This window comes from Pseudomonas sp. SIMBA_041, assembly GCF_046535095.1.
GTDB lineage: Bacteria > Pseudomonadota > Gammaproteobacteria > Pseudomonadales > Pseudomonadaceae > Aquipseudomonas > Aquipseudomonas mucoides.
Genome location: NZ_JAWRXJ010000012.1, coordinates 74,718 through 91,530, shown reverse-complemented (window position 1 = coordinate 91,530; position 16,813 = coordinate 74,718). Strand labels below are relative to the sequence as shown.

23 protein-coding genes are annotated in these 16,813 nt (G+C 59.6%); 8 read left to right on the top strand and 15 right to left on the bottom strand.

Translation table 11 applies throughout. From position 1 onward, the window contains the following. Positions 1 to 4: 4 nt before the first annotated feature. Both SB725_RS25645 and SB725_RS25640 read right to left on the bottom strand, forming a co-directional pair. Positions 5 to 352 carry a hypothetical protein gene (locus SB725_RS25645; RefSeq protein ID WP_027923631.1) on the bottom strand — a complete coding sequence of 116 codons (348 nt, stop codon included), beginning with the start codon at positions 350 to 352 and terminating at the stop codon, positions 5 to 7. 117 nt (positions 353 to 469) lie between these two features. Beyond that, entirely contained in the window at positions 470 to 667 is a 198-nt protein-coding gene (locus tag SB725_RS25640) for a DUF2188 domain-containing protein (RefSeq protein WP_410922762.1), read from the bottom strand. Between the two features lie 210 nt (positions 668 to 877). On the opposite strand from SB725_RS25640, the gene SB725_RS25635 reads away from it, so the two are divergent. Then, the gene (locus SB725_RS25635) at positions 878 to 1,240 is read left to right on the top strand and encodes an NUDIX hydrolase (protein WP_027923629.1); all 363 of its coding nucleotides are present in this window, start codon (positions 878 to 880) and stop codon (positions 1,238 to 1,240) included. A 47-nt stretch (positions 1,241 to 1,287) separates the two neighbouring features. On the opposite strand, the gene SB725_RS25630 is transcribed toward SB725_RS25635, so the two are convergent. The 8 genes from SB725_RS25630 to SB725_RS25595 all read right to left on the bottom strand — a co-directional run bounded on the left by SB725_RS25630 (position 1,288) and on the right by SB725_RS25595 (position 8,790). Beyond that, positions 1,288 to 2,061, bottom strand: coding sequence for a 1,6-dihydroxycyclohexa-2,4-diene-1-carboxylate dehydrogenase (locus SB725_RS25630; protein ID WP_027923628.1), 774 nt, complete (start codon positions 2,059 to 2,061; stop codon positions 1,288 to 1,290). A gap of 106 nt (positions 2,062 to 2,167) precedes the next feature. Then, positions 2,168 to 3,181 carry a benzoate 1,2-dioxygenase electron transfer component BenC gene (benC, locus tag SB725_RS25625; RefSeq protein ID WP_410922761.1) on the bottom strand — a complete coding sequence of 338 codons (1,014 nt, stop codon included), beginning with the start codon at positions 3,179 to 3,181 and terminating at the stop codon, positions 2,168 to 2,170. A gap of 10 nt (positions 3,182 to 3,191) precedes the next feature. Next, positions 3,192 to 3,680: a benzoate 1,2-dioxygenase small subunit gene (gene benB / locus SB725_RS25620; protein ID WP_027923626.1), complete on the bottom strand. Its 489-nt coding sequence runs from the start codon at positions 3,678 to 3,680 to the stop codon at positions 3,192 to 3,194. Then, positions 3,677 to 5,041 (bottom strand): benzoate 1,2-dioxygenase large subunit, encoded by a 1,365-nt coding sequence (gene benA, locus SB725_RS25615; RefSeq protein ID WP_059182789.1) that lies wholly within the window; start codon positions 5,039 to 5,041, stop codon positions 3,677 to 3,679. The genes benB and benA overlap by 4 nt, the downstream gene beginning before the upstream one ends. A gap of 174 nt (positions 5,042 to 5,215) precedes the next feature. Then, positions 5,216 to 6,169 (bottom strand): AraC family transcriptional regulator, encoded by a 954-nt coding sequence (locus tag SB725_RS25610; protein WP_027923624.1) that lies wholly within the window; start codon positions 6,167 to 6,169, stop codon positions 5,216 to 5,218. A 191-nt stretch (positions 6,170 to 6,360) separates the two neighbouring features. Next, positions 6,361 to 7,290 carry a catechol 1,2-dioxygenase gene (catA, locus tag SB725_RS25605; RefSeq protein ID WP_027923623.1) on the bottom strand — a complete coding sequence of 310 codons (930 nt, stop codon included), beginning with the start codon at positions 7,288 to 7,290 and terminating at the stop codon, positions 6,361 to 6,363. Positions 7,291 to 7,341: 51 nt separating this feature from the next. Further along, positions 7,342 to 7,632: a muconolactone Delta-isomerase gene (catC, locus tag SB725_RS25600; protein ID WP_027923622.1), complete on the bottom strand. Its 291-nt coding sequence runs from the start codon at positions 7,630 to 7,632 to the stop codon at positions 7,342 to 7,344. Positions 7,633 to 7,641: 9 nt separating this feature from the next. Then, positions 7,642 to 8,790, bottom strand: a complete 1,149-nt coding sequence (locus SB725_RS25595; protein WP_410922760.1) for a muconate cycloisomerase family protein — start codon at positions 8,788 to 8,790, stop codon at positions 7,642 to 7,644. 127 nt (positions 8,791 to 8,917) lie between these two features. On the opposite strand from SB725_RS25595, the gene SB725_RS25590 reads away from it, so the two are divergent. Further along, positions 8,918 to 9,802 carry a LysR family transcriptional regulator gene (locus SB725_RS25590; protein ID WP_410922759.1) on the top strand — a complete coding sequence of 295 codons (885 nt, stop codon included), beginning with the start codon at positions 8,918 to 8,920 and terminating at the stop codon, positions 9,800 to 9,802. Between the two features lie 3 nt (positions 9,803 to 9,805). On the opposite strand, the gene SB725_RS25585 is transcribed toward SB725_RS25590, so the two are convergent. Together SB725_RS25585 and SB725_RS25580 are read right to left on the bottom strand one after the other, a co-directional pair. Beyond that, the gene (locus SB725_RS25585) at positions 9,806 to 10,048 is read right to left on the bottom strand and encodes a DUF1652 domain-containing protein (RefSeq protein ID WP_059182786.1); all 243 of its coding nucleotides are present in this window, start codon (positions 10,046 to 10,048) and stop codon (positions 9,806 to 9,808) included. A gap of 119 nt (positions 10,049 to 10,167) precedes the next feature. Further along, a complete protein-coding gene (locus tag SB725_RS25580) occupies positions 10,168 to 11,067 on the bottom strand; it encodes a polysaccharide deacetylase family protein (protein ID WP_410922758.1) in 900 nt (299 codons plus the stop codon). 210 nt (positions 11,068 to 11,277) lie between these two features. On the opposite strand from SB725_RS25580, the gene SB725_RS25575 reads away from it, so the two are divergent. The 3 genes from SB725_RS25575 to SB725_RS25565 all read left to right on the top strand — a co-directional run bounded on the left by SB725_RS25575 (position 11,278) and on the right by SB725_RS25565 (position 12,924). Then, complete coding sequence (locus SB725_RS25575) at positions 11,278 to 11,964, top strand: SOS response-associated peptidase (protein WP_410922757.1); 687 nt, start codon at positions 11,278 to 11,280, stop codon at positions 11,962 to 11,964. Positions 11,965 to 12,235: 271 nt separating this feature from the next. Beyond that, on the top strand, positions 12,236 to 12,508 hold the full coding sequence (locus SB725_RS25570) for a hypothetical protein (protein ID WP_194940214.1): 273 nt from the start codon (positions 12,236 to 12,238) through the stop codon (positions 12,506 to 12,508). A gap of 188 nt (positions 12,509 to 12,696) precedes the next feature. Further along, a complete protein-coding gene (locus tag SB725_RS25565) occupies positions 12,697 to 12,924 on the top strand; it encodes a DUF6555 family protein (protein ID WP_027923615.1) in 228 nt (75 codons plus the stop codon). Positions 12,925 to 13,095: 171 nt separating this feature from the next. On the opposite strand, the gene SB725_RS25560 is transcribed toward SB725_RS25565, so the two are convergent. Genes SB725_RS25560 through SB725_RS25550 form a run of 3 tightly spaced genes read right to left on the bottom strand, consistent with a single transcriptional unit; the run spans position 13,096 to position 14,320 of the window. Then, complete coding sequence (locus SB725_RS25560; RefSeq protein ID WP_194940215.1) at positions 13,096 to 13,248, bottom strand: hypothetical protein; 153 nt, start codon at positions 13,246 to 13,248, stop codon at positions 13,096 to 13,098. 59 nt (positions 13,249 to 13,307) lie between these two features. Continuing rightward, positions 13,308 to 13,619, bottom strand: a complete 312-nt coding sequence (locus tag SB725_RS25555) for an AzlD domain-containing protein (protein WP_178129422.1) — start codon at positions 13,617 to 13,619, stop codon at positions 13,308 to 13,310. Next, the gene (locus SB725_RS25550) at positions 13,619 to 14,320 is read right to left on the bottom strand and encodes an AzlC family ABC transporter permease (RefSeq protein WP_194940216.1); all 702 of its coding nucleotides are present in this window, start codon (positions 14,318 to 14,320) and stop codon (positions 13,619 to 13,621) included. The genes SB725_RS25555 and SB725_RS25550 overlap by 1 nt, the downstream gene beginning before the upstream one ends. A gap of 186 nt (positions 14,321 to 14,506) precedes the next feature. Between SB725_RS25550 and SB725_RS25545 the strand changes: the two genes are divergently transcribed. From SB725_RS25545 to SB725_RS25535, 3 genes are read left to right on the top strand one after another with little or no spacing between them, the layout of a single operon-like run. Beyond that, positions 14,507 to 15,439 carry a sensor domain-containing diguanylate cyclase gene (locus SB725_RS25545; RefSeq protein WP_194940217.1) on the top strand — a complete coding sequence of 311 codons (933 nt, stop codon included), beginning with the start codon at positions 14,507 to 14,509 and terminating at the stop codon, positions 15,437 to 15,439. A 57-nt stretch (positions 15,440 to 15,496) separates the two neighbouring features. After that, complete coding sequence (locus tag SB725_RS25540; RefSeq protein ID WP_027923611.1) at positions 15,497 to 15,871, top strand: DUF2784 domain-containing protein; 375 nt, start codon at positions 15,497 to 15,499, stop codon at positions 15,869 to 15,871. Between the two features lie 22 nt (positions 15,872 to 15,893). Continuing rightward, the gene (locus tag SB725_RS25535; RefSeq protein WP_027923610.1) at positions 15,894 to 16,811 is read left to right on the top strand and encodes a LysR family transcriptional regulator; all 918 of its coding nucleotides are present in this window, start codon (positions 15,894 to 15,896) and stop codon (positions 16,809 to 16,811) included. Positions 16,812 to 16,813 lie beyond the last annotated feature (2 nt).

Genomic DNA, 16,813 nt, shown 5'->3' with positions numbered 1-16,813 from the left:
CGGCCTAGCCGGCAACAGGCTTGTTGCAGGTATCCCGCCATTTATCGGCGAAGGTGTTGATTGCCTGGCTTTTCTGCGCTTGAGAATCGCGAACGGGCTGGCTGTACGCTTCGTTGATCAACATTGCCCCCAACGTGTCGTGGTCGGGATTGCCCGATTTTATGGCGAGCAAACTGGCTTTCGATTCGCCGTTTTGACGAGACTGCATGATCGATCCGGCCAATACACGGAACGCTTCGCAGACCTGCGGGTTGGTTTTAATTTCGCCCAACGCCTGGGCTTGAGCCGGGCTTGCGCAAGCCCAACTTATTGCAGACACCAAGGCCAGAGACATCCAGCGCCCTTTCAACATGGGTTCCTCCTTGAATTGAAAACGGCCACCCTATCACTCCAATGTCGCGTTTAAAATCCTCTGCGCTTCGCTTCTGAAACAAAAAAGCCCCGGCATTCCGGGGCTTCAAGGGTGTCGTCATTCTGACTGCTGAGCTAACGGGCGAACCGTCCTCGCTCTATAGGTGGGAAGCGATGCAGCATAGGCCAGCGCTTCCTCTCTGCTGCTGAAAGACCCCAAGCGGTCACCTTGGGTGCAAACCCGCCAGGGGCCGTTGTTTACGCTCAGTACGTCATAACCGTTCATGTGCATTTTATTCAGTATCGGAACACTCATGGTCACCTCCTGTTCGGTAGTGGAACCGACGATTGCCTGCAATACCTTACACCCGACCTTTGCTCAAGTGCCGACCAGACGTCGCGTCAGTAATCCAGCGTTCAATTGCACTTTTCGCCGAGAACTTCGCTCTAACACCTGAAATAGAGATCACGGCCCGAATGTTGCATTTTTATTACGTTTTTATGACACGCAATTGTTAGGTAACCGATGAAAGTACGTGCAACGGTCATTTGCGAACTGGACCGACATGTTCTCCTGGTGCGCAAAACCAGGTGTCGCTGGAGCTTGCCCGGCGGAAAAGTCGAACCCGGTGAAACCACGGCGGGCGCCGCGTTGCGTGAGCTTCAAGAAGAAACCGGCCTGGGCGCCGACAACCTGCTGTACCTCATGGAGCTGGAATCGGGCGGCACCCGCCACCATGTCTACGAAGCGTCGGTGCCGAACCTTGAGCAGGCCCGGCCCCAAAACGAAATCATCGACTGCATCTGGCACCCGCTGGAGACGGTCGACAACCTGAGCACCAGCGACGCCACGCGCCAGATCGTCAAGGCGTTTCGGCGCCGCTTGTAAGCGTGTTCAAGCCAGGCCTTGGATAGGCGGGTTGTTTTCAGTGAGTGTCAGCCCTGGTCGCCGCCACCGACCGGCATGATCATGCCGGTGATGTAGGACGCTTCGTCGCTGGCCAGAAACAGGATAGCGCCTGCCTGCTCATCCAGCGTGCCGTAGCGCTTCATCAAACTGCTGTCGAGCGTCTGGTCGACGATCTGCTGATACCAGACTTTTTCCTCAGGACTTTGCTCGGCAGTGTTGCGCGCAATGACCCGGGGCGGCGCTTCGGTGCCACCGGGTGCGGTTGCATTGACCCGCACCCCGCGGCCGGCAGTTTCGAAGGCCAGGCAAGCGGTCAGTGCGTTCACCCCGCCCTTCGCCGCGCCATACGGCACGCGATTGATACTGCGCGTGGCGATGGACGAGACGTTGACGATGGCGCCACTGCCCTGCTCCAGCATGAACGGCAGCGCCGCATGACAGCACCACAACGTCGGGAACAGCGAGCGGCGGACTTCGGCTTCGATCTGCTCCTCGGCATAGTGCTCGAACGGCTTGGTCCAGATCGTGCCGCCGACGTTGTTGACCAATACGTCGAGACGCCCGAAACGTTCAATGGCGGTGCGCATCACCCGGCTGCACTCACTGTATTGCTCAAGGTCGGCGGTCAGGGCCAGCACCTGATTACGTTGGCCCAACTGCTGCTGCACCTCAAACACCTGCTCGGAGCGGTCGACCAGAATCAACCGCGCCCCCTCAGCGGCCATGCGCTCAGCCACCCGCCGCCCGATGCCTTGCGCAGCCCCGGTAATCAGCACCACTTTTTCGTGAAATCTGTTCATACCCACCTCGTGAAAAAACCCTGACCTGCAGGAGCGAGCCTGCTCGCGATAGCGGTCTAACAGGCGACATCCCCGTTGAATGTCCCGCCCCCTTCGCGTGTACTACTCAAGCCGCGCTGGCGGCGAATTTCTCGTAGTAGAAATTCGCAGGCTGGACGCCTTGCTCACGGATGAACTGGCTGACCGCCTCGACCATCGGCGGCGGGCCGCACAGGTAGACGTCGACGTCACCCTCGTTCAAATGCCGCGGCTCGATGTGCTGGGTCACGTAGCCCTTGAGTGGATACTGGCTGTCGGGGTTGGCCACACAGGCGCTGAAGCTGAAGTTCGGGATGCGTGCGGCGAAGGTTTCGAGGCGATCGAGTTCCACCAGGTCGAAATCGTTGGTCACGCCGTAGATCAAATGCAGCGGATGTTCGCTGCCCTGCTCGGCAATTTTTTCCAGCATCGCGGTGAACGGCGCCAGCCCCGTGCCACCGGCCAGCAGCAACAACGGACGGCGAATATCGCGCAGATAGAAGCTGCCCAGCGGCCCGGCCAGGTTCATGCTGTCGCCCGCCTTCGCCATGCCAGTCAAAAAGCTGCTCATCAAGCCGCCGGGCACATTGCGGATCAGGAAACTGACTTCGCCGTCGCGCTGCAACGAGCTGAACGAATAGGCGCGGGTCTGCTCGCTGCCCGGAACCCCGAGGTTCACATATTGCCCCGGCAGAAACGCCAGGGTGCTCAACGCTTCACCCTTGATCGACAGCGCGATGGTGCTGTCAGACAACTGGCGCACCGCGCTGATCGTCGCGTCATAACTCACCTGCCGCGTGCGGCAAACCTCCGAGGACGCCGGCACCCGCACCACGCAATCGCTCTGGGCACGCATCTGGCAAGTCAGGACAAAACCCTGCTCGGCTTCTTCCGCGCTGAGAGCGTCTTCGATGTACTCCTCGCCCAAGTCATAACGACCGGCCTCGGCGAAGCATTTGCAGGTGCCGCACGCGCCGTCGCGGCAGTCCAGCGGGATATTGATGCCCTGGCGGTACGCGGCATCGGCCACCGTTTCACCGGCATTGGCGTCGATGAACCGGGTGACACCGTCTTCAAAATTGAATGCAATGGAATGCGTCATGACAGCCGCCTCACAAGTGGTAGACATCGATGACCTGGCGAACGTAATCGTTCTTCAGGATCACTTTCTTGGCCTTGATCAGCGGGTTTTCACCGCGCACATCAAGGGTGTAGAAACTGCTGCCGAAATAGCTGTCAACGGTCTTGTAGCGAAAGCTCAGGGTGTGCCAGTTAAAGCGCACCTTGCACAGACCATCCGCCTGTTCGAGCAGCTCGATGTTGCTGAGGTTGTGTGAGGTGCGGGTGTCCGGAATGCTCGCGCTGGACCGCTCGGTCTTGATACGGAAGATGCGGTCTTCCAGCCCCGTGCGGTTGCCGTACCAGATCAGCGAGATTTCCCGCTGCGGGTCTTCGGTCAACTCGTCGTTGTCGTCCCAGGACGGCATCCAGAAGGACGCATCGGCGGCGTACAATTCCAGCCAGTCATCCCATTGCTTGTCGTCGAGGTAGCGTGCTTCGCGGTACAGAAAATCACGCACGGCGTCATAGGTGATGGTCATTGCACGGCCTCCACGGCAATCAATTCGGACTGTTCGGCGGCCAGTGCCTTGAGCATCGTCTGCTGCCAGTATTTGTGTTGCAGCACGAACAGGCCTTCGTCCTCGGTGCGCACGCCGCTGAGCAGCGGGTGCAGGTCGATTTCCTTGGCCGCCTCGTCAGCACCCTCGATCCAGTGTTCGGCGCCCCGGGACATGTCATTCCAGGTGGTGACGCTGCCCTGATAGCTGGTCTGGCACGAACGAAACTCTTCCAGATCGTCCGGGGTGGCCATGCCGCTGACGTTGAAGAAATCCTCGTATTGACGAATTCGGCTGGAACGGGCGTGGTCGCTTTCGCCTTTGGGGGCGATGCAGTAAATGGTGATTTCCGTGCGGTTGACCGAGATCGGCCGGGCGATGCGGATTTGCGAGCTGAACTGGTCCATCAGGTACACGTTCGGGTACAGGCACAGGTTGCGCGAGTTCTCGATCATCCAGTCGGCGCGAGCCTTGCCGAAATCCCGGGCCAGTTCGTCGCGCCGCTCGTACAGCGGGCGATCTTCGGGGTTGGACCAGCGCGTCCAGAGCAGCATGTGGCCTTTGTCGAAAGAATAAAAACCACCGCCCTGCTTGGCCCAGGTGCCGGCGCTCATGGTCGGGTTGCTGTCGCCGGCATCGCGTTGTTTGCGCTGGTTCTGGGTGGCCGCGTAGTTCCAGTGCACCGAGCTGACGTGGTAACCGTCGGCGCCGTTTTCGGCGGTGAGTTTCCAGTTGCCTTCGTAGATGTAGCTCGAAGACCCGCGCAGTACCTCCAGGCCATCGGCGGACTGGTCGACGATCATGTCGATGATTTTGGCCGACTCGCCAAGGTGTTCAACCAAAGGCACCACATCGACCTTGAGGCTGCCGAACAGGAAGCCGCGATAGGACTCGAATCGCGCAACTTTGGTCAGGTCATGGGAGCCTTCGCAGTTGAAGCTCGCCGGGTAACCGGCCGCGGCCGGATCCTTGACCTTGAGCAGCTTGCCGGAGTTGTTGAAGGTCCAGCCGTGGAAGGGGCAGGTGTAGGAGCTTTTGTTGCCGGTCTTGTGCCGGCACAGCGTTGCGCCGCGATGGCTGCAGGCGTTGATAAAGGCGTTGAGCACACCGTCCTTGTTGCGCGCGATGAAGATCGACTGGCGCCCCATGGTGGTGGTGTAGAAATCGTTGACATTGGGGATCTGGCTTTCGTGCGCCAGGTACAGCCAGTTGCCTTCGAAGATGTGTTGCATCTCCAGGTCGAACAGCCGTGGGTCGGTGAACATCTCGCGCTTGCAGCGGTAGATGCCGGTTTCCTTGTCGTCTTCAAGCAGGGAGTGAAGGTATTCGGGTCGCAGGGACATGGCCGCCGCCTCCATTGTTTTTATTCAGGCAGGGCCATGCTAGGACGGAGGGATGAGGCGGACTATCCGCTGGGTGCAGACGTTTATCCGTTTACTGCAGTTGTCGCGGAACCTGTAGCAGCTGTCGAGCCTGCGAGGCTGCGTGTAGCAGCGGCTACGGGGAGGTGTGGTCGGTCAATGGCGGCGTTTGAGGGTGTCGGAGGGCAATTCGCCGAACAGTTTGCGGTAGCTGTCGGAGAACCGCCCCAGGTGCAGGAAGCCATAATCCATGGCCACTTCCGTGACGTTACGCACGTTGCACGTCGGGTCGCTGAGGCACAGGTTGATGCGCTCTAGTTTTTTCTGCCGGATGTAGTTTTGTGGCGACGTTCCCGCATTGCGCTCGAACAACCCGTACAGCGAACGCAGGCTCATTCGCGCCTGGCGTGCCAGTTCCTCACTGTCGATGTCGTGCTTGAGGTTGCGTGCGATGTAGTCGGCAATCACCTCGAAAGCGGGCGAACCCAGGCTTGTGCGAATGACGTTGGTTTTCATCAGGCTGAGCATTTTGCTGACGATGATCTGTGCATAGTGCTCCTGCACACGCGGAATCTGCTCGGTGGCCTCGGCTTCCTGGCAAATCATCGCGAGCAAGCTGACGAAACCCTCCAGCTCATCGAGTTGATAACGACTCTCCAAGAATCGCACGCCCTGCCCCGGATACCGCCAGCGCTGTTCATCGCACACCGATTCAAACAACCGAGTCGGAACCTTGAGGATGAATTTTTCGCAATCGTCGGAATAGGTCAGGTCAACCGGTTCATCGGGGTTGATCAGCAGCAACTCACCGGGCGCGAAGTAATGTTCCTGACCCCGCCCGCGCGACAGGCAGTTGCCCCGCAGCAGCACTTGCAGGTGATAGATGCTGTCGAGTGCGCCGGAGGTCACCCGCACGCTGGCGCCGTAGCTGATGCGGCACAGGTCCAGGCTGGCGAATTTGCGGTGATCGAGGCTGGCCAACGGCCGGCCGACATTGGGCATCAGGATGCAATGGTTGCCGACGTGCTGATTGACGTAACCCGACACCGCGTAAGGGTCGGCATGGTCGAATATTCTGCTGCGCTGACTCAACAGTTGCGCGTGCATCATCGGGTCACTCTCGTTGTTGTTATTGGCGGTGTCAGTTCCATTCTAGAACAGCGCGCATAACATTGTGTCGGCAGACTGAAAACCCCAGTGGGAGCGAGCCTGCTCGCGAAGGCGGCGTCAGCTTCAACATCGACGTTGACTGACACTCCGCTTTCGCGAGCAGGCTCGCTCCCACAGGTTTGATCGCGCTATCAATCTTCCAGCGCGCGAACCCGTTCGTGGCGTTGTTGCTCTTCGGGTTGGGCGGTCGACTGTAGCGTGAAGTCAAATTCGATTTCAGCAAACCGCCCGCTCACACCATGCGCCGCGGCGCGTTGTTGATCGTCGCTGAAGCTGATGTGGGCGATCAACTCGTCGCGGGTGGCGTAGGCGAAATCGTCATGCAGGTACTGATCACCATCGAGGTTGATCTGGGTGGTCAGGTGACGATGATCCGGTGCCGAGATGAAGAAATGCACGTGCGCCGGACGCTGGCCGTGACGGCCCAGTTGATCAAGCAATTGCTGGGTCGGACCGTCCGGCGGGCAGCCGTAACCCGACGGCACGATGCTGCGGAAACGGTAGCGACCTTCGGCATCGGTGACGATACGGCGGCGCAGGTTGAACTCCGATTGCGTGGTATCGAAGTACGAGTAAGTGCCGCCAGTGTTGGCGTGCCAAACGTCCACCACGGCGCCAGCCAGCGGCTCGCCGGCGGTGTTGAACACGCGCCCTTGCATGAACAGCGTCACACCCGGATCGAGGCCATCATCGAGTCGCGCTTCGCCTTCGGACAGCGGCGCGCCGGCTACGTACAGCGGGCCTTCGATGGTCCGTGGCGTGCCGCCGGATTTGCCCGCCTGCTCGTCTTCGGCGTCCATCAGCAGGTCGAGGTAATGCTCCAGACCCAAGCCGGCCACCAGCAACCCGGCTTCCTGACGCGCGCCCAGCACGTTGAGATAGTTGACGGCTTTCCAGAATTCTTCCGGGGTCACCGCCAGGTCTTCGATGATGTTCACCGAATCACGCAGAATGCGGTAGATCAGGGCTTTGACACGCGGGTTGCCGGCGTCGTTGAGCAGGCCGCTGGCGTCTTCGAGAAACTTCTGTGCGCTGGCAGTGTGGGAAATCTTGACGTTCATGGTGGATCCTCATCTTGTAATTATTAGCGTAGCGAACTGAACAGGCTGGGTTCAGCGGTCATCCTCGCGGATGGAAGACGGATGCCGGCACATCGCGTCGATCTCGATCGCCATGTAGGGAAACAGCGGCAGTTGCATCAGCAGGTCGTGCAATTGCTGGACGCTGTCGACATCGAAAACGCTGTAGTTGGCATAGTGCCCGGCGATGCGCCACAGGTGGCGCCACGTGCCCTGCTCTTGCAGGCGCTGGGCCAGGGCTTTCTCGTCAGACTTCAGCTTGGCGGCGGCTTCGGGGTTCATGTCGACCGGTAGATTCACGGTCATTTTGACGTGGAATAGCATGATCTCTCCTCAGGCTTGATGAACGGAAGTGGATGTTTTGTCACGACGGAAAAACGCCAGGCGTTCTTCATTGAGGCTCAGGCCCAGGCCCGGTGTTTGCGGAACATGCAGTTCAAAATCGCGATACACCAGCGGCTCGCTGAGAATGTCTTCGGTCAGCAGCAAAGGGCCAAACAGTTCAGTGTCCCAAGCCAGTTTGTTCAGAGTGATAAAGGCATGGGCCGAGGCCATCGTGCCGAGCCCGCCTTCGAGCATCGTGCCGCCGTACAAGGCGATGCCGGCAGCTTCAGCAATCGCGGCAGTGCGTAACACGGCACGCGGGCCACCGTTCTTGGCGATCTTCAAGGCAAACACCGACGCGGCGCCTTCGCGTGCCAGATTGAAGGCGTCTTCCACGCATTCGATGGATTCGTCGGCCATGATCGGCGCCGGGCTCATCGCATTCAGGCGCGCCATGCCGGCGCGGTTGTTGCGCGAGATCGGCTGTTCGATCAGGTCGATGCCGTTGGTGCCAAGGATTCGGCAAGCGCGCAATGCGACCGCTTCATCCCAGGCCTGATTGACGTCGACCCGCACACTGGCGCGGTCACCCAGGGCTTTTTTGATCGCGATGACATGGGCCAGATCGCGGTTGACTTCACCGGCGCCGATTTTCAGTTTGAAGATCCGATGACGACGCAGGTCGAGCATTTTTTCCGCTTCGGCGATGTCTTTGTCGGTGTCGCCGCTGGCCAGGGTCCAGGCCACCGGCAAGGCATCGCGAACACGCCCGCCGAGCAACTCGCTGACCGGCAGGCCGAGGCGCTTGCCCTGAGCGTCGAGCAACGCGGTTTCGATTCCGGACTTGGCAAAGGTATTGCCGCGGATGCTGCGCTCCAGACGCAGCATGGCGGCGTTCACATTGCCGCTGTCCTGGCCGATCAGCAGCGGCGCAAAATGTTTGTCGATGTTGGTCTTGATGCTGTCCGGGCTTTCATTGCCATAGGCCAGGCCACCGATGGTGGTGGATTCACCGATCCCTTCGATGCCATCGGCGCAGCGCACACGAATGATCACCAGGGTCTGATTCTGCATGGTGTGCATCGCCAGCTTGTGCGGGCGGATGGTCGGCAGATCGACGATGATCGTCTCGATCGATTCAATGGCTGTTGCACGCATGTCGATACCCATCAGGTTCTTAAAGTTCTGGAACCGATTCTCGTACGGCTTTTTTTACGATGCCAATATAGAATTGGTCTGACTTGATACCTTAAAGGTATGCAAACGACCGACGTTCGGAGGCCCCATGGAACTGCGTCATCTGCGGTATTTTCAGGTGTTGGCTCAAACCCTCAATTTCACCCGCGCCGCCGAGCTGCTGCACATCGCCCAACCGCCCTTGAGCCGGCAGATCCAGCAACTGGAAGACGAACTCGGGGTGTTGTTGCTGGAGCGTGGCCGGCCGCTGAAGCTGACGGAGGCCGGGCGGTTTTTCCATGAACACTCCGCCGCCCTGCTCGAACAACTGAACAAGGTTTGCGACAACACGCGGCGGATCGGCCTGGGGGAAAAGACCTGGCTGGGCATCGGCTTCGCGCCTTCGACCCTGTACGGCGTACTGCCGGAACTGATCCGCCGTCTGCGCAGCGGCGAGCCTCTGGAGCTTGAACTGGGGCTGTCGGAAATGACCACGCTGCAACAAGTGCAGGCGCTCAAGGCCGGGCGGATCGATATTGGCTTCGGGCGAATACGCATCGACGACCCGGCGATCATTCAAACGGTGCTGACCGAAGATCGGCTGGTCGCCGCCCTGCCCGCCGGGCATCCCCTGCTGGCCGGGCCGATCAGCCTGCGCGAATTGGCGAAGGAACCATTTGTGCTGTACCCCGGCCATCCGCGCCCGAGCTATGCCGACCATGTGATTGCACTGTTCGAGTCCTATGGCGTGAGCATTCACGTGGCGCAATGGACCAACGAACTGCAAACGGCCATCGGTCTGGTAGGGGCCGGGATCGGCGTCACGCTGGTGCCGGCCTCGGTGCAATTGCTGCACCGCGACGACATAGGCTTTACCCCGCTGCTGGAAGACAACGCCACCTCGCCGATTATTCTCAGTCGGAGGGTGGGTGATGTGTCACCCGGGTTGAATCATTGTTTGAAAATGATCGAAGAGCTGCAACCCCGGGCCTGACCGTCAGCCGGCAAACGCCCGGCGGCCGGCTCTAATCTCGGTACGCAGTTCGCCCACCAGGTCGGAGATTTCGCGCACTGTGGTCAATTCAGCGGTAGACACGCCATTGATCAATAAGTGAATGCACCCGGTGGCTGGCTCGAACACCTTAATGCACAGCAGTCCGTCGGCACTCTCCGTGCATTCGCAAGAAAGTGGCTCGAAGCCAGACTCCACAATGTTGCAAAGGACTGAAATGGGAACCATCGCTGTCGCCTCCGTGGCGGTCGGTCGAAATCAACCTGTTCAGGATAGATGGCCTTTTTCCTTTACGCCCCAGCCAATGCTCACTGAAAGTGATACCTGCCTCGCATATTGGCGAGGTTTTAATGGGAATTCCGGTCCCAGAACCAGTTCCAGAACCCTGGCAGCTCCACTGGCTGGGAACTGTCCTTGACGGTACGCGCCATGGCCGCGCGCAGCACGGCGTCGTGATCATCGTAAAATGGTTTTTGCGCCAATGGCACGCCGGTGGCCTTGGCGCTGTCGATCAGGATTTGCAGGTATTCCCGGGCATGCCGGGCGGTGTAGCGGTTGAGGTCGTGGAAGGTCACCACCACCGGAATCACCCCATCCACGGTCGGCAACTCGCCCTGCGCGATGCGCTCACGCACTTCAGACATTGAACGCAGCATATGAGAGCGACGCCGGGGGCTGGCGTTGAAGCCCCAGATCTTGCCGTCGTTGGCACTCAAATCAGTCAGCAGCACATGCATGCCGTGCTGCTGATACGCCGCGAAGACGCGTTTGTCGTAGTTCCAGAATGGCGGGCGGACCAGGGTCGGCGGCGCACCGGTAATCGCCGCGATGTCGGCACTGCCTTTGCTCAGCGACTGCTCCAGTTCTTCCGGGCTCAGCGAACGGTGATTGGTGTGCCAGTGGGTTGCGGTGTGAAATCCCAGCACCTGCCCTTCTGCGTGTTCGCGATGCATCAGCTCGCGCCCGATATCACTGTCGCCGGCGCGCGGCGCACCGGTCTGCACGAAAAACACCGCTTTGATGTCGTGTTGCAGTGGATTGTCCTTCAGGCTGTCGAGCACCGTAGCGGTAGGGTTCCAGAAACTCGACGCGCTGGGGCCATCGTCGAAAGTCAGCAGAAAACGAATCGGCGCCTGGGCCTGTAGACGGTGTTCCGTCTGCGGGGTCAGTGCGATGGGGGCCGAAATGCAGCCTGCCAGCCCGGTGGCAATGGCGAGTACGCAGAATATGTTGAACAGCTGCTTCATGTTTTGCCTTGGGCCAGACCCTGACGGTCAACACTATGAATGGCAAAAATCCTTCGCCCGCTCTTCCTTCGCCGCCCCGTCAGTGACGCGGGCCGAGGTTTGATCAGGGTACACAGTGTTTGGTTCCGCGACCCGCCCCCCCAACGCACGGGTGATCCGAAAGCTAAGCTGAACATTCCCGTCAGCGCTTTCCAACCGCAGGTTCAGCCGATGTGTGGACGTCTGTCGCAGTACCGTGGCATTCACGATTTCGTTGCCGTGTTGAGCATTCCCGACGCAATGATCAATCACGTCGGGGATGAGCCCTTGGCCCGCTATAACGCGGCACCCACCACTCAAATCGCCCTGCTCCATCTTGAGCCGGACGGGCTGCACGCCGATCCGGTGCGCTGGGGTTGGCGCCCGCACTGGGCCAAGGATCGCGCGGCGCCGATCAACGCGCGGGTTGAAAAAGTCGCGCACGGTCCGTTCTTTCGGGCGATCTGGCCACACCGGGCGATTGTACCGATCGACAATTGGTTCGAATGGGTCGATGCGGGTGATTCGACGCGACTGCCATGGCTGATTCGTCGACAGGACGGCGCACCGAGTTACTGCGCCGCCATTGGCCAGTTCCCGGGCGCTGGCAATGAACCACGCAGCGACGACGGTTTTGTCATCATCACCGCGGACAGCGTCGGTGGCATGCTCGACATTCATGACCGGCGGCCGGTGGTGTTGTCGCCGGAACTGGCGCGCGAATGGCTCGACCCGGCCACGCCCAAAGAACGCGCCGAACAGATGGTGCTGCTGCAAGGGGAACCCAGTGAAATGTTTGAGTGGTACAGGGTCGACAAGGCGGTCGGCAACGTCAGAAACCAGTCTCGCACGTTGATTGACCAGCTTGTTCAGGACTGATCAGTTGAACAGTCCTGTATAGACAGGAAAGTTATCGTTCAATGACTTCAACGCATGAACGTTACACAGACTGTTTCATATCAGAAACACATGCTGCGTGTATTTGAAATCGGCCCTCAACCGCTTGTCCGACAATGTCTTTATCGTACATACATTCCGTAACACTAAAGTTAGGATGCGCGCCGCATTTCCAATGGCATCGCCAAGTTGACCAAAAAGTCAACAAAGAAGGAAATCCTTATAAAATCAACAAGCATTGCAGAGAACTAAGTTGCGCGACGATCTTGTAATTAATCAAGTCAGCAGCCTGGAGTGTGTGTACCTGTCCATGACAGAACGCTATCAACTTGACTGCTTTATCGGGCAATACATAAAGACCCGGAACCTGCGTTCTATCCCCAATATCAACAACATCCTGCGTTCGACCCTCGCCACCTACGCCGGCACCCCGCCGGTCATGGTCAACGAGCTAAATGCATGGATCGACAGGAAATTGGGTTATCGGGCTTCCCATCCGGATTTTCCGTCGTTGGAAGACCTTTAAAATGATGCCCGGTGCCGTTCAGCACAAGAACTGAACGAACCGGACTTCGTTGCACTCACAGTAGTAGAGGCCTGCGGGCCTCCTTCTTTTCAGCTTTGTTATTTCTGCACACCGCTTGTAACGCAGATCTCCCTGAATTCTCCATTCAACTGCTGAGCCCCAGCCCAGGCTGAACTCAGGAGCAAGACATGAGCGAGCTCGTCCCTTACGCCGTGCACTACTTGTTTGAAGGCGTTCGTCGGCACTTCTTCAAACTGGCCGAACAGTTTTCGGATGTCGACGCGATTCATTCGGCGTCCGCCCATGCCTATCCGCAGTCTGGGCGAAAGATCGCTGCACACGCCACCCTCGACGCCGCGCGGTTGACCGCCACGCAACTGGGCATCACCCAAATACGCTGGAACGAGGCGATCTAACTTATCCAAGCAAAAACACAACCCTGTAGCTGGCGAAGCCTGCGTCCGGCTGCGCAGCCGTCGTAAAATCGACGCATGCGGTGTTTCAGATAGACCGCGTCAGCAGGATTTACGACTGCTTCGCAGCCTCGCGCTGCTCGTCAGCTGCTACAAAGGTTGTGGTGCATGGGGTCAGGGCTTCAGCGGACGCTCTTGGTCGCGGTCTGACAGCTCCCGACTGTCGTCATGTTTCCAGTCCTGCCGCGAACGTTCCTGCCGCTTGATCTCTTCCTCCGTGGGTTCATCCTCATCGTCAAAATCCGGATGTTTTTGATCGTTGGCCATGCGCACCTCTCTTCCAGTGAAGGGACCCATTAAGCGTAGAACACATTTGAGCGTTCGACTCAGAGCCACCAACGCAGCAAAAAGAAAAACCCCATGCTCAAGAGCATGCTGAGCAAGGTGTTACGGGTGTAAAGCACCAGCCCCACCGCCACCAGCGAACTGATCAGGTACGGGTTGTCCCACTGCAGATTCAGCTGCTTGTCGGGCATGAACACAATCGGCCCGCAGATCGCGGTCAACATGCCGGGCACGGCAAACCCGAGGAACTGCCGGGCATTGCTGCTCAAGCGCACCGGCAACCGGGGTTCGAGAAACACGTAGCGGTTGAGAAACACCAGCACACCCATTCCGACAATCACCGCCCACACCATCATGCTGTTCGCCCCAGGTAGAGTTTGTTGCAGATAAAACCGGCGGTCATACCCGCCAACCCGGACAGTACAAGCGCCGAGCCCCATTGCCAGTAGCTGAACAACACCGAACAGAACAGCGACACCGCGACGCACACTACCGTGGGCGCGTTGCGCACCACCGGCGTAATCAAGGCGATAAAGGTGGCGGCGATGGAGAAGTCCAGGCCCAGATGCTCCAGCCCCGGAATGCTGCTGCCCAGCACAATGCCCGCCAGCGTGAACAGGTTCCAGGCGATGTAAAACGTCAGCCCGACGCCCAGCGCGTACCAGCGATTGAATTGCTGTTTGTCGTGCTGACTGGTCAAGGCAAACAACTCGTCGGTGAGCAAAAAGCCCAGCCCCACCCGCCAACGCCCCGGCAACGGCGAAATCACCGAACGCATGCTCATGCCATACAGCAGATGCTGCGAGGTCAGCAGCAAAGTGGTCAGCAGAATCGAAAAGACCCCGGCACCGCCCTTGAGCATGCCGATGGCGACCAACTGTGCGGCCCCGGCAAACACAATGCTCGACAAGCCCTGCCCTTGCAGCGGCGTGAGGTTGGCCTCGATGGCCATGGACCCGGCCAGCAAGCCCCAAGGCGCGGTGGCCAGGGACAGCGGCATGATCGCCACAGCGCCACGCAGAAAGGCACTGCGCGGCATGATTGAATTCGTCATAACGCCCTACAACCGGTGAAAGACCCGAGACTGTGCCAGCCGTCGCGGCGGATGGCTTGAACAATCTTGCGCACTTGCGTCGTGAGCGTGTGCAGCGAAGGCGCTCCGTTCATCGGCCGGGCGCTTGATTCGCCTCGATAGTAGCAACATGATGGCGCTGCATATTTCCTTGAGGCCAGGCCCTGCATGAGCTCAGTCGAACCCGATAGCGATGTCTATAAAACCCTGCTGGAGTCAACCAATGCGATTCCCTGGCGGATCGACTGGAAAACCATGACCTTCAGCTACATCGGCCCGCAGATCGAGGCGTTGCTGGGCTGGAAACAGGACAGTTGGGTGACGGTCAACGACTGGGTCGAGCGCATGCACCCGGACGATCGGGATTACGTGGTGGAGTTCTGCGTCTCGCAATCGCGTGCCGGGGTCGATCATGAAGCGGATTATAGGGCACTGACCCAACAGGGCGACTACGTGTGGATTCGCGACGTGGTGCACGTGGTGCGCAAGGACGGCGAAGTCGAAGCGTTGGTGGGCTTCATGTTCGACATCAGCGAACGCAAGAAAACCGAAGAACACCTGAGCCGGCTGCAGAAGCAACTCGAAGAGTATTCGTTCCAGGACGGCCTCACCGGTATCGCCAACCGGCGTATGTTCGACACCGTCATGGAACGCGAATGGGGCCATGCCCAGCGCACCGGTTTGCCGTTGTCGTTGCTGATCCTCGACATCGACTACTTCAAGCAATTCAACGACCACTACGGCCACATCAAAGGTGACGAATGCCTGCGCCAGGTGGCCCAGACGTTGTCGCTGGCGGCCAATCGTCCGCGTGACTTCATCGCCCGGATCGGCGGCGAAGAATTCGTCTGGCTGCTCCCGGAAACCGACGCCGAGTCCGCACGGCTGGTGGCGCGCAAATGCCTGCACCTGATTCGCCAACAACAGATTGCCCATGCATTTTCCCCGGTATCGCCGCTGTTGAGCGTGAGCCTGGGCGTCGGCACCACGGTCGCGCCGCTACAGGCGACGGCTGTGGACTTCATCGAGCAGGTCGACAAATTGCTCTATCGCGCCAAACACAACGGGCGGATGCGCGCCGAGTTCGCGGATTTGCGCTGATCACTGGGAGACGTCCGAGTACCATGAAGCGATTCGCCAACAGGTCACGGAGTCGACATGTTTTACCGGATCGCCGCCGACGGGCTGGTGCTGTTTCATCTGCTGTTCATTCTGTTCGTGCTGTTCGGCGGGCTGCTGGTACTCAAATGGCGGCCGCTGATCTGGGCCCACCTGCCTGCTGCTGCGTGGGGTGTGATGGTCGAAGTCTTGCACCTGACCTGCCCGCTGACCCCGTGGGAAAACCTCATGCGCCAGGCCGCCGGGCAAACCGGCTACGGTGGTGGCTTTATCGAGCACTACATCTGGCCGGTGATTTACCCCGCCGGCTTGACGCCGCCGATTCAATTGGCGCTGGGCAGCGTGGTGCTGGCGATCAACGTGCTGGTCTATCGTCGGTTGTTCAGGCAGTGGAAACTGCGCCGGGCCGCCTGAAACCAACGCCGAGGATGAACCCATGCTGTCGATTGAAGACCTGACTTTGCTCCAGGCCATCCGCGAAACCGGCAGCCTGTCGCGGGCCGCAGCGCACCTGGGCAAGGCGCCGTCGACCGTGTCCTACGCCGCGCGGCAACTGGAAGAACGCTTCGACGCGCTGCTCTTCGACCGCCGTCGCTACCGCTTGCAGCTCACCCCGGCCGGCGAGTTGCTGGTGAACGAAGCGGCGCGGTTGATGCAGGACGTGTCCCGCCTGACCCAACGGGTGCAGCAAGTGGCCAACGGCTGGGAAAGCCGACTGTGGATTGTCACTGACGAACTGCTCGAATTCGAAACCTTGATTCCGGTGATCCATGAGTTTGATGCGCTGGAATCCGGCGTGCCGCTGCGCATCACCCAAGAGGTGCTCAAAGGCGTTTGGGAAGCCCTGCGTGAAGGGCGCGCGGATTTGATCATTGGCGCCACCAACGAGCCACCGGCGATTCCGACCCTGCGCTGGATGCAGTTGGGGGAAATGGAGTGGGTGTTCGCAGTTTCACCGAAACACCCGCTGGCCAAGGCCAAAGAACCGATTTCCCGGGCCATGGTCGCGCAGCACCGGGCGATCGTCGTGGCGGACTCGTCGCGGGTCACCGAGGGCAGCACCTACGGCGTGTCGGGCGGCCAACCGGTGCTCGCGGTGCCGACCATGCGCGCCAAAGTCCTCGCTCAATGCGATGGCCTGGGCGTCGGCTGGCTGCCCCGGCACCGGGTGGGCTCGCTACTGAAAAACGGCACGCTGGTTGAAAAACAGATGGCCGACCCACGCGAACCGAACATCCTGTACGCCGGCTGGCGCGGCGATCATGACGGCCGGGCATTAGGGTGGTGGCTGGAAAAACTCAAGCAGTCGTACCTGTCCACCAAACTGGTCCAGGGCAGCGACCGTTTTATCTGACC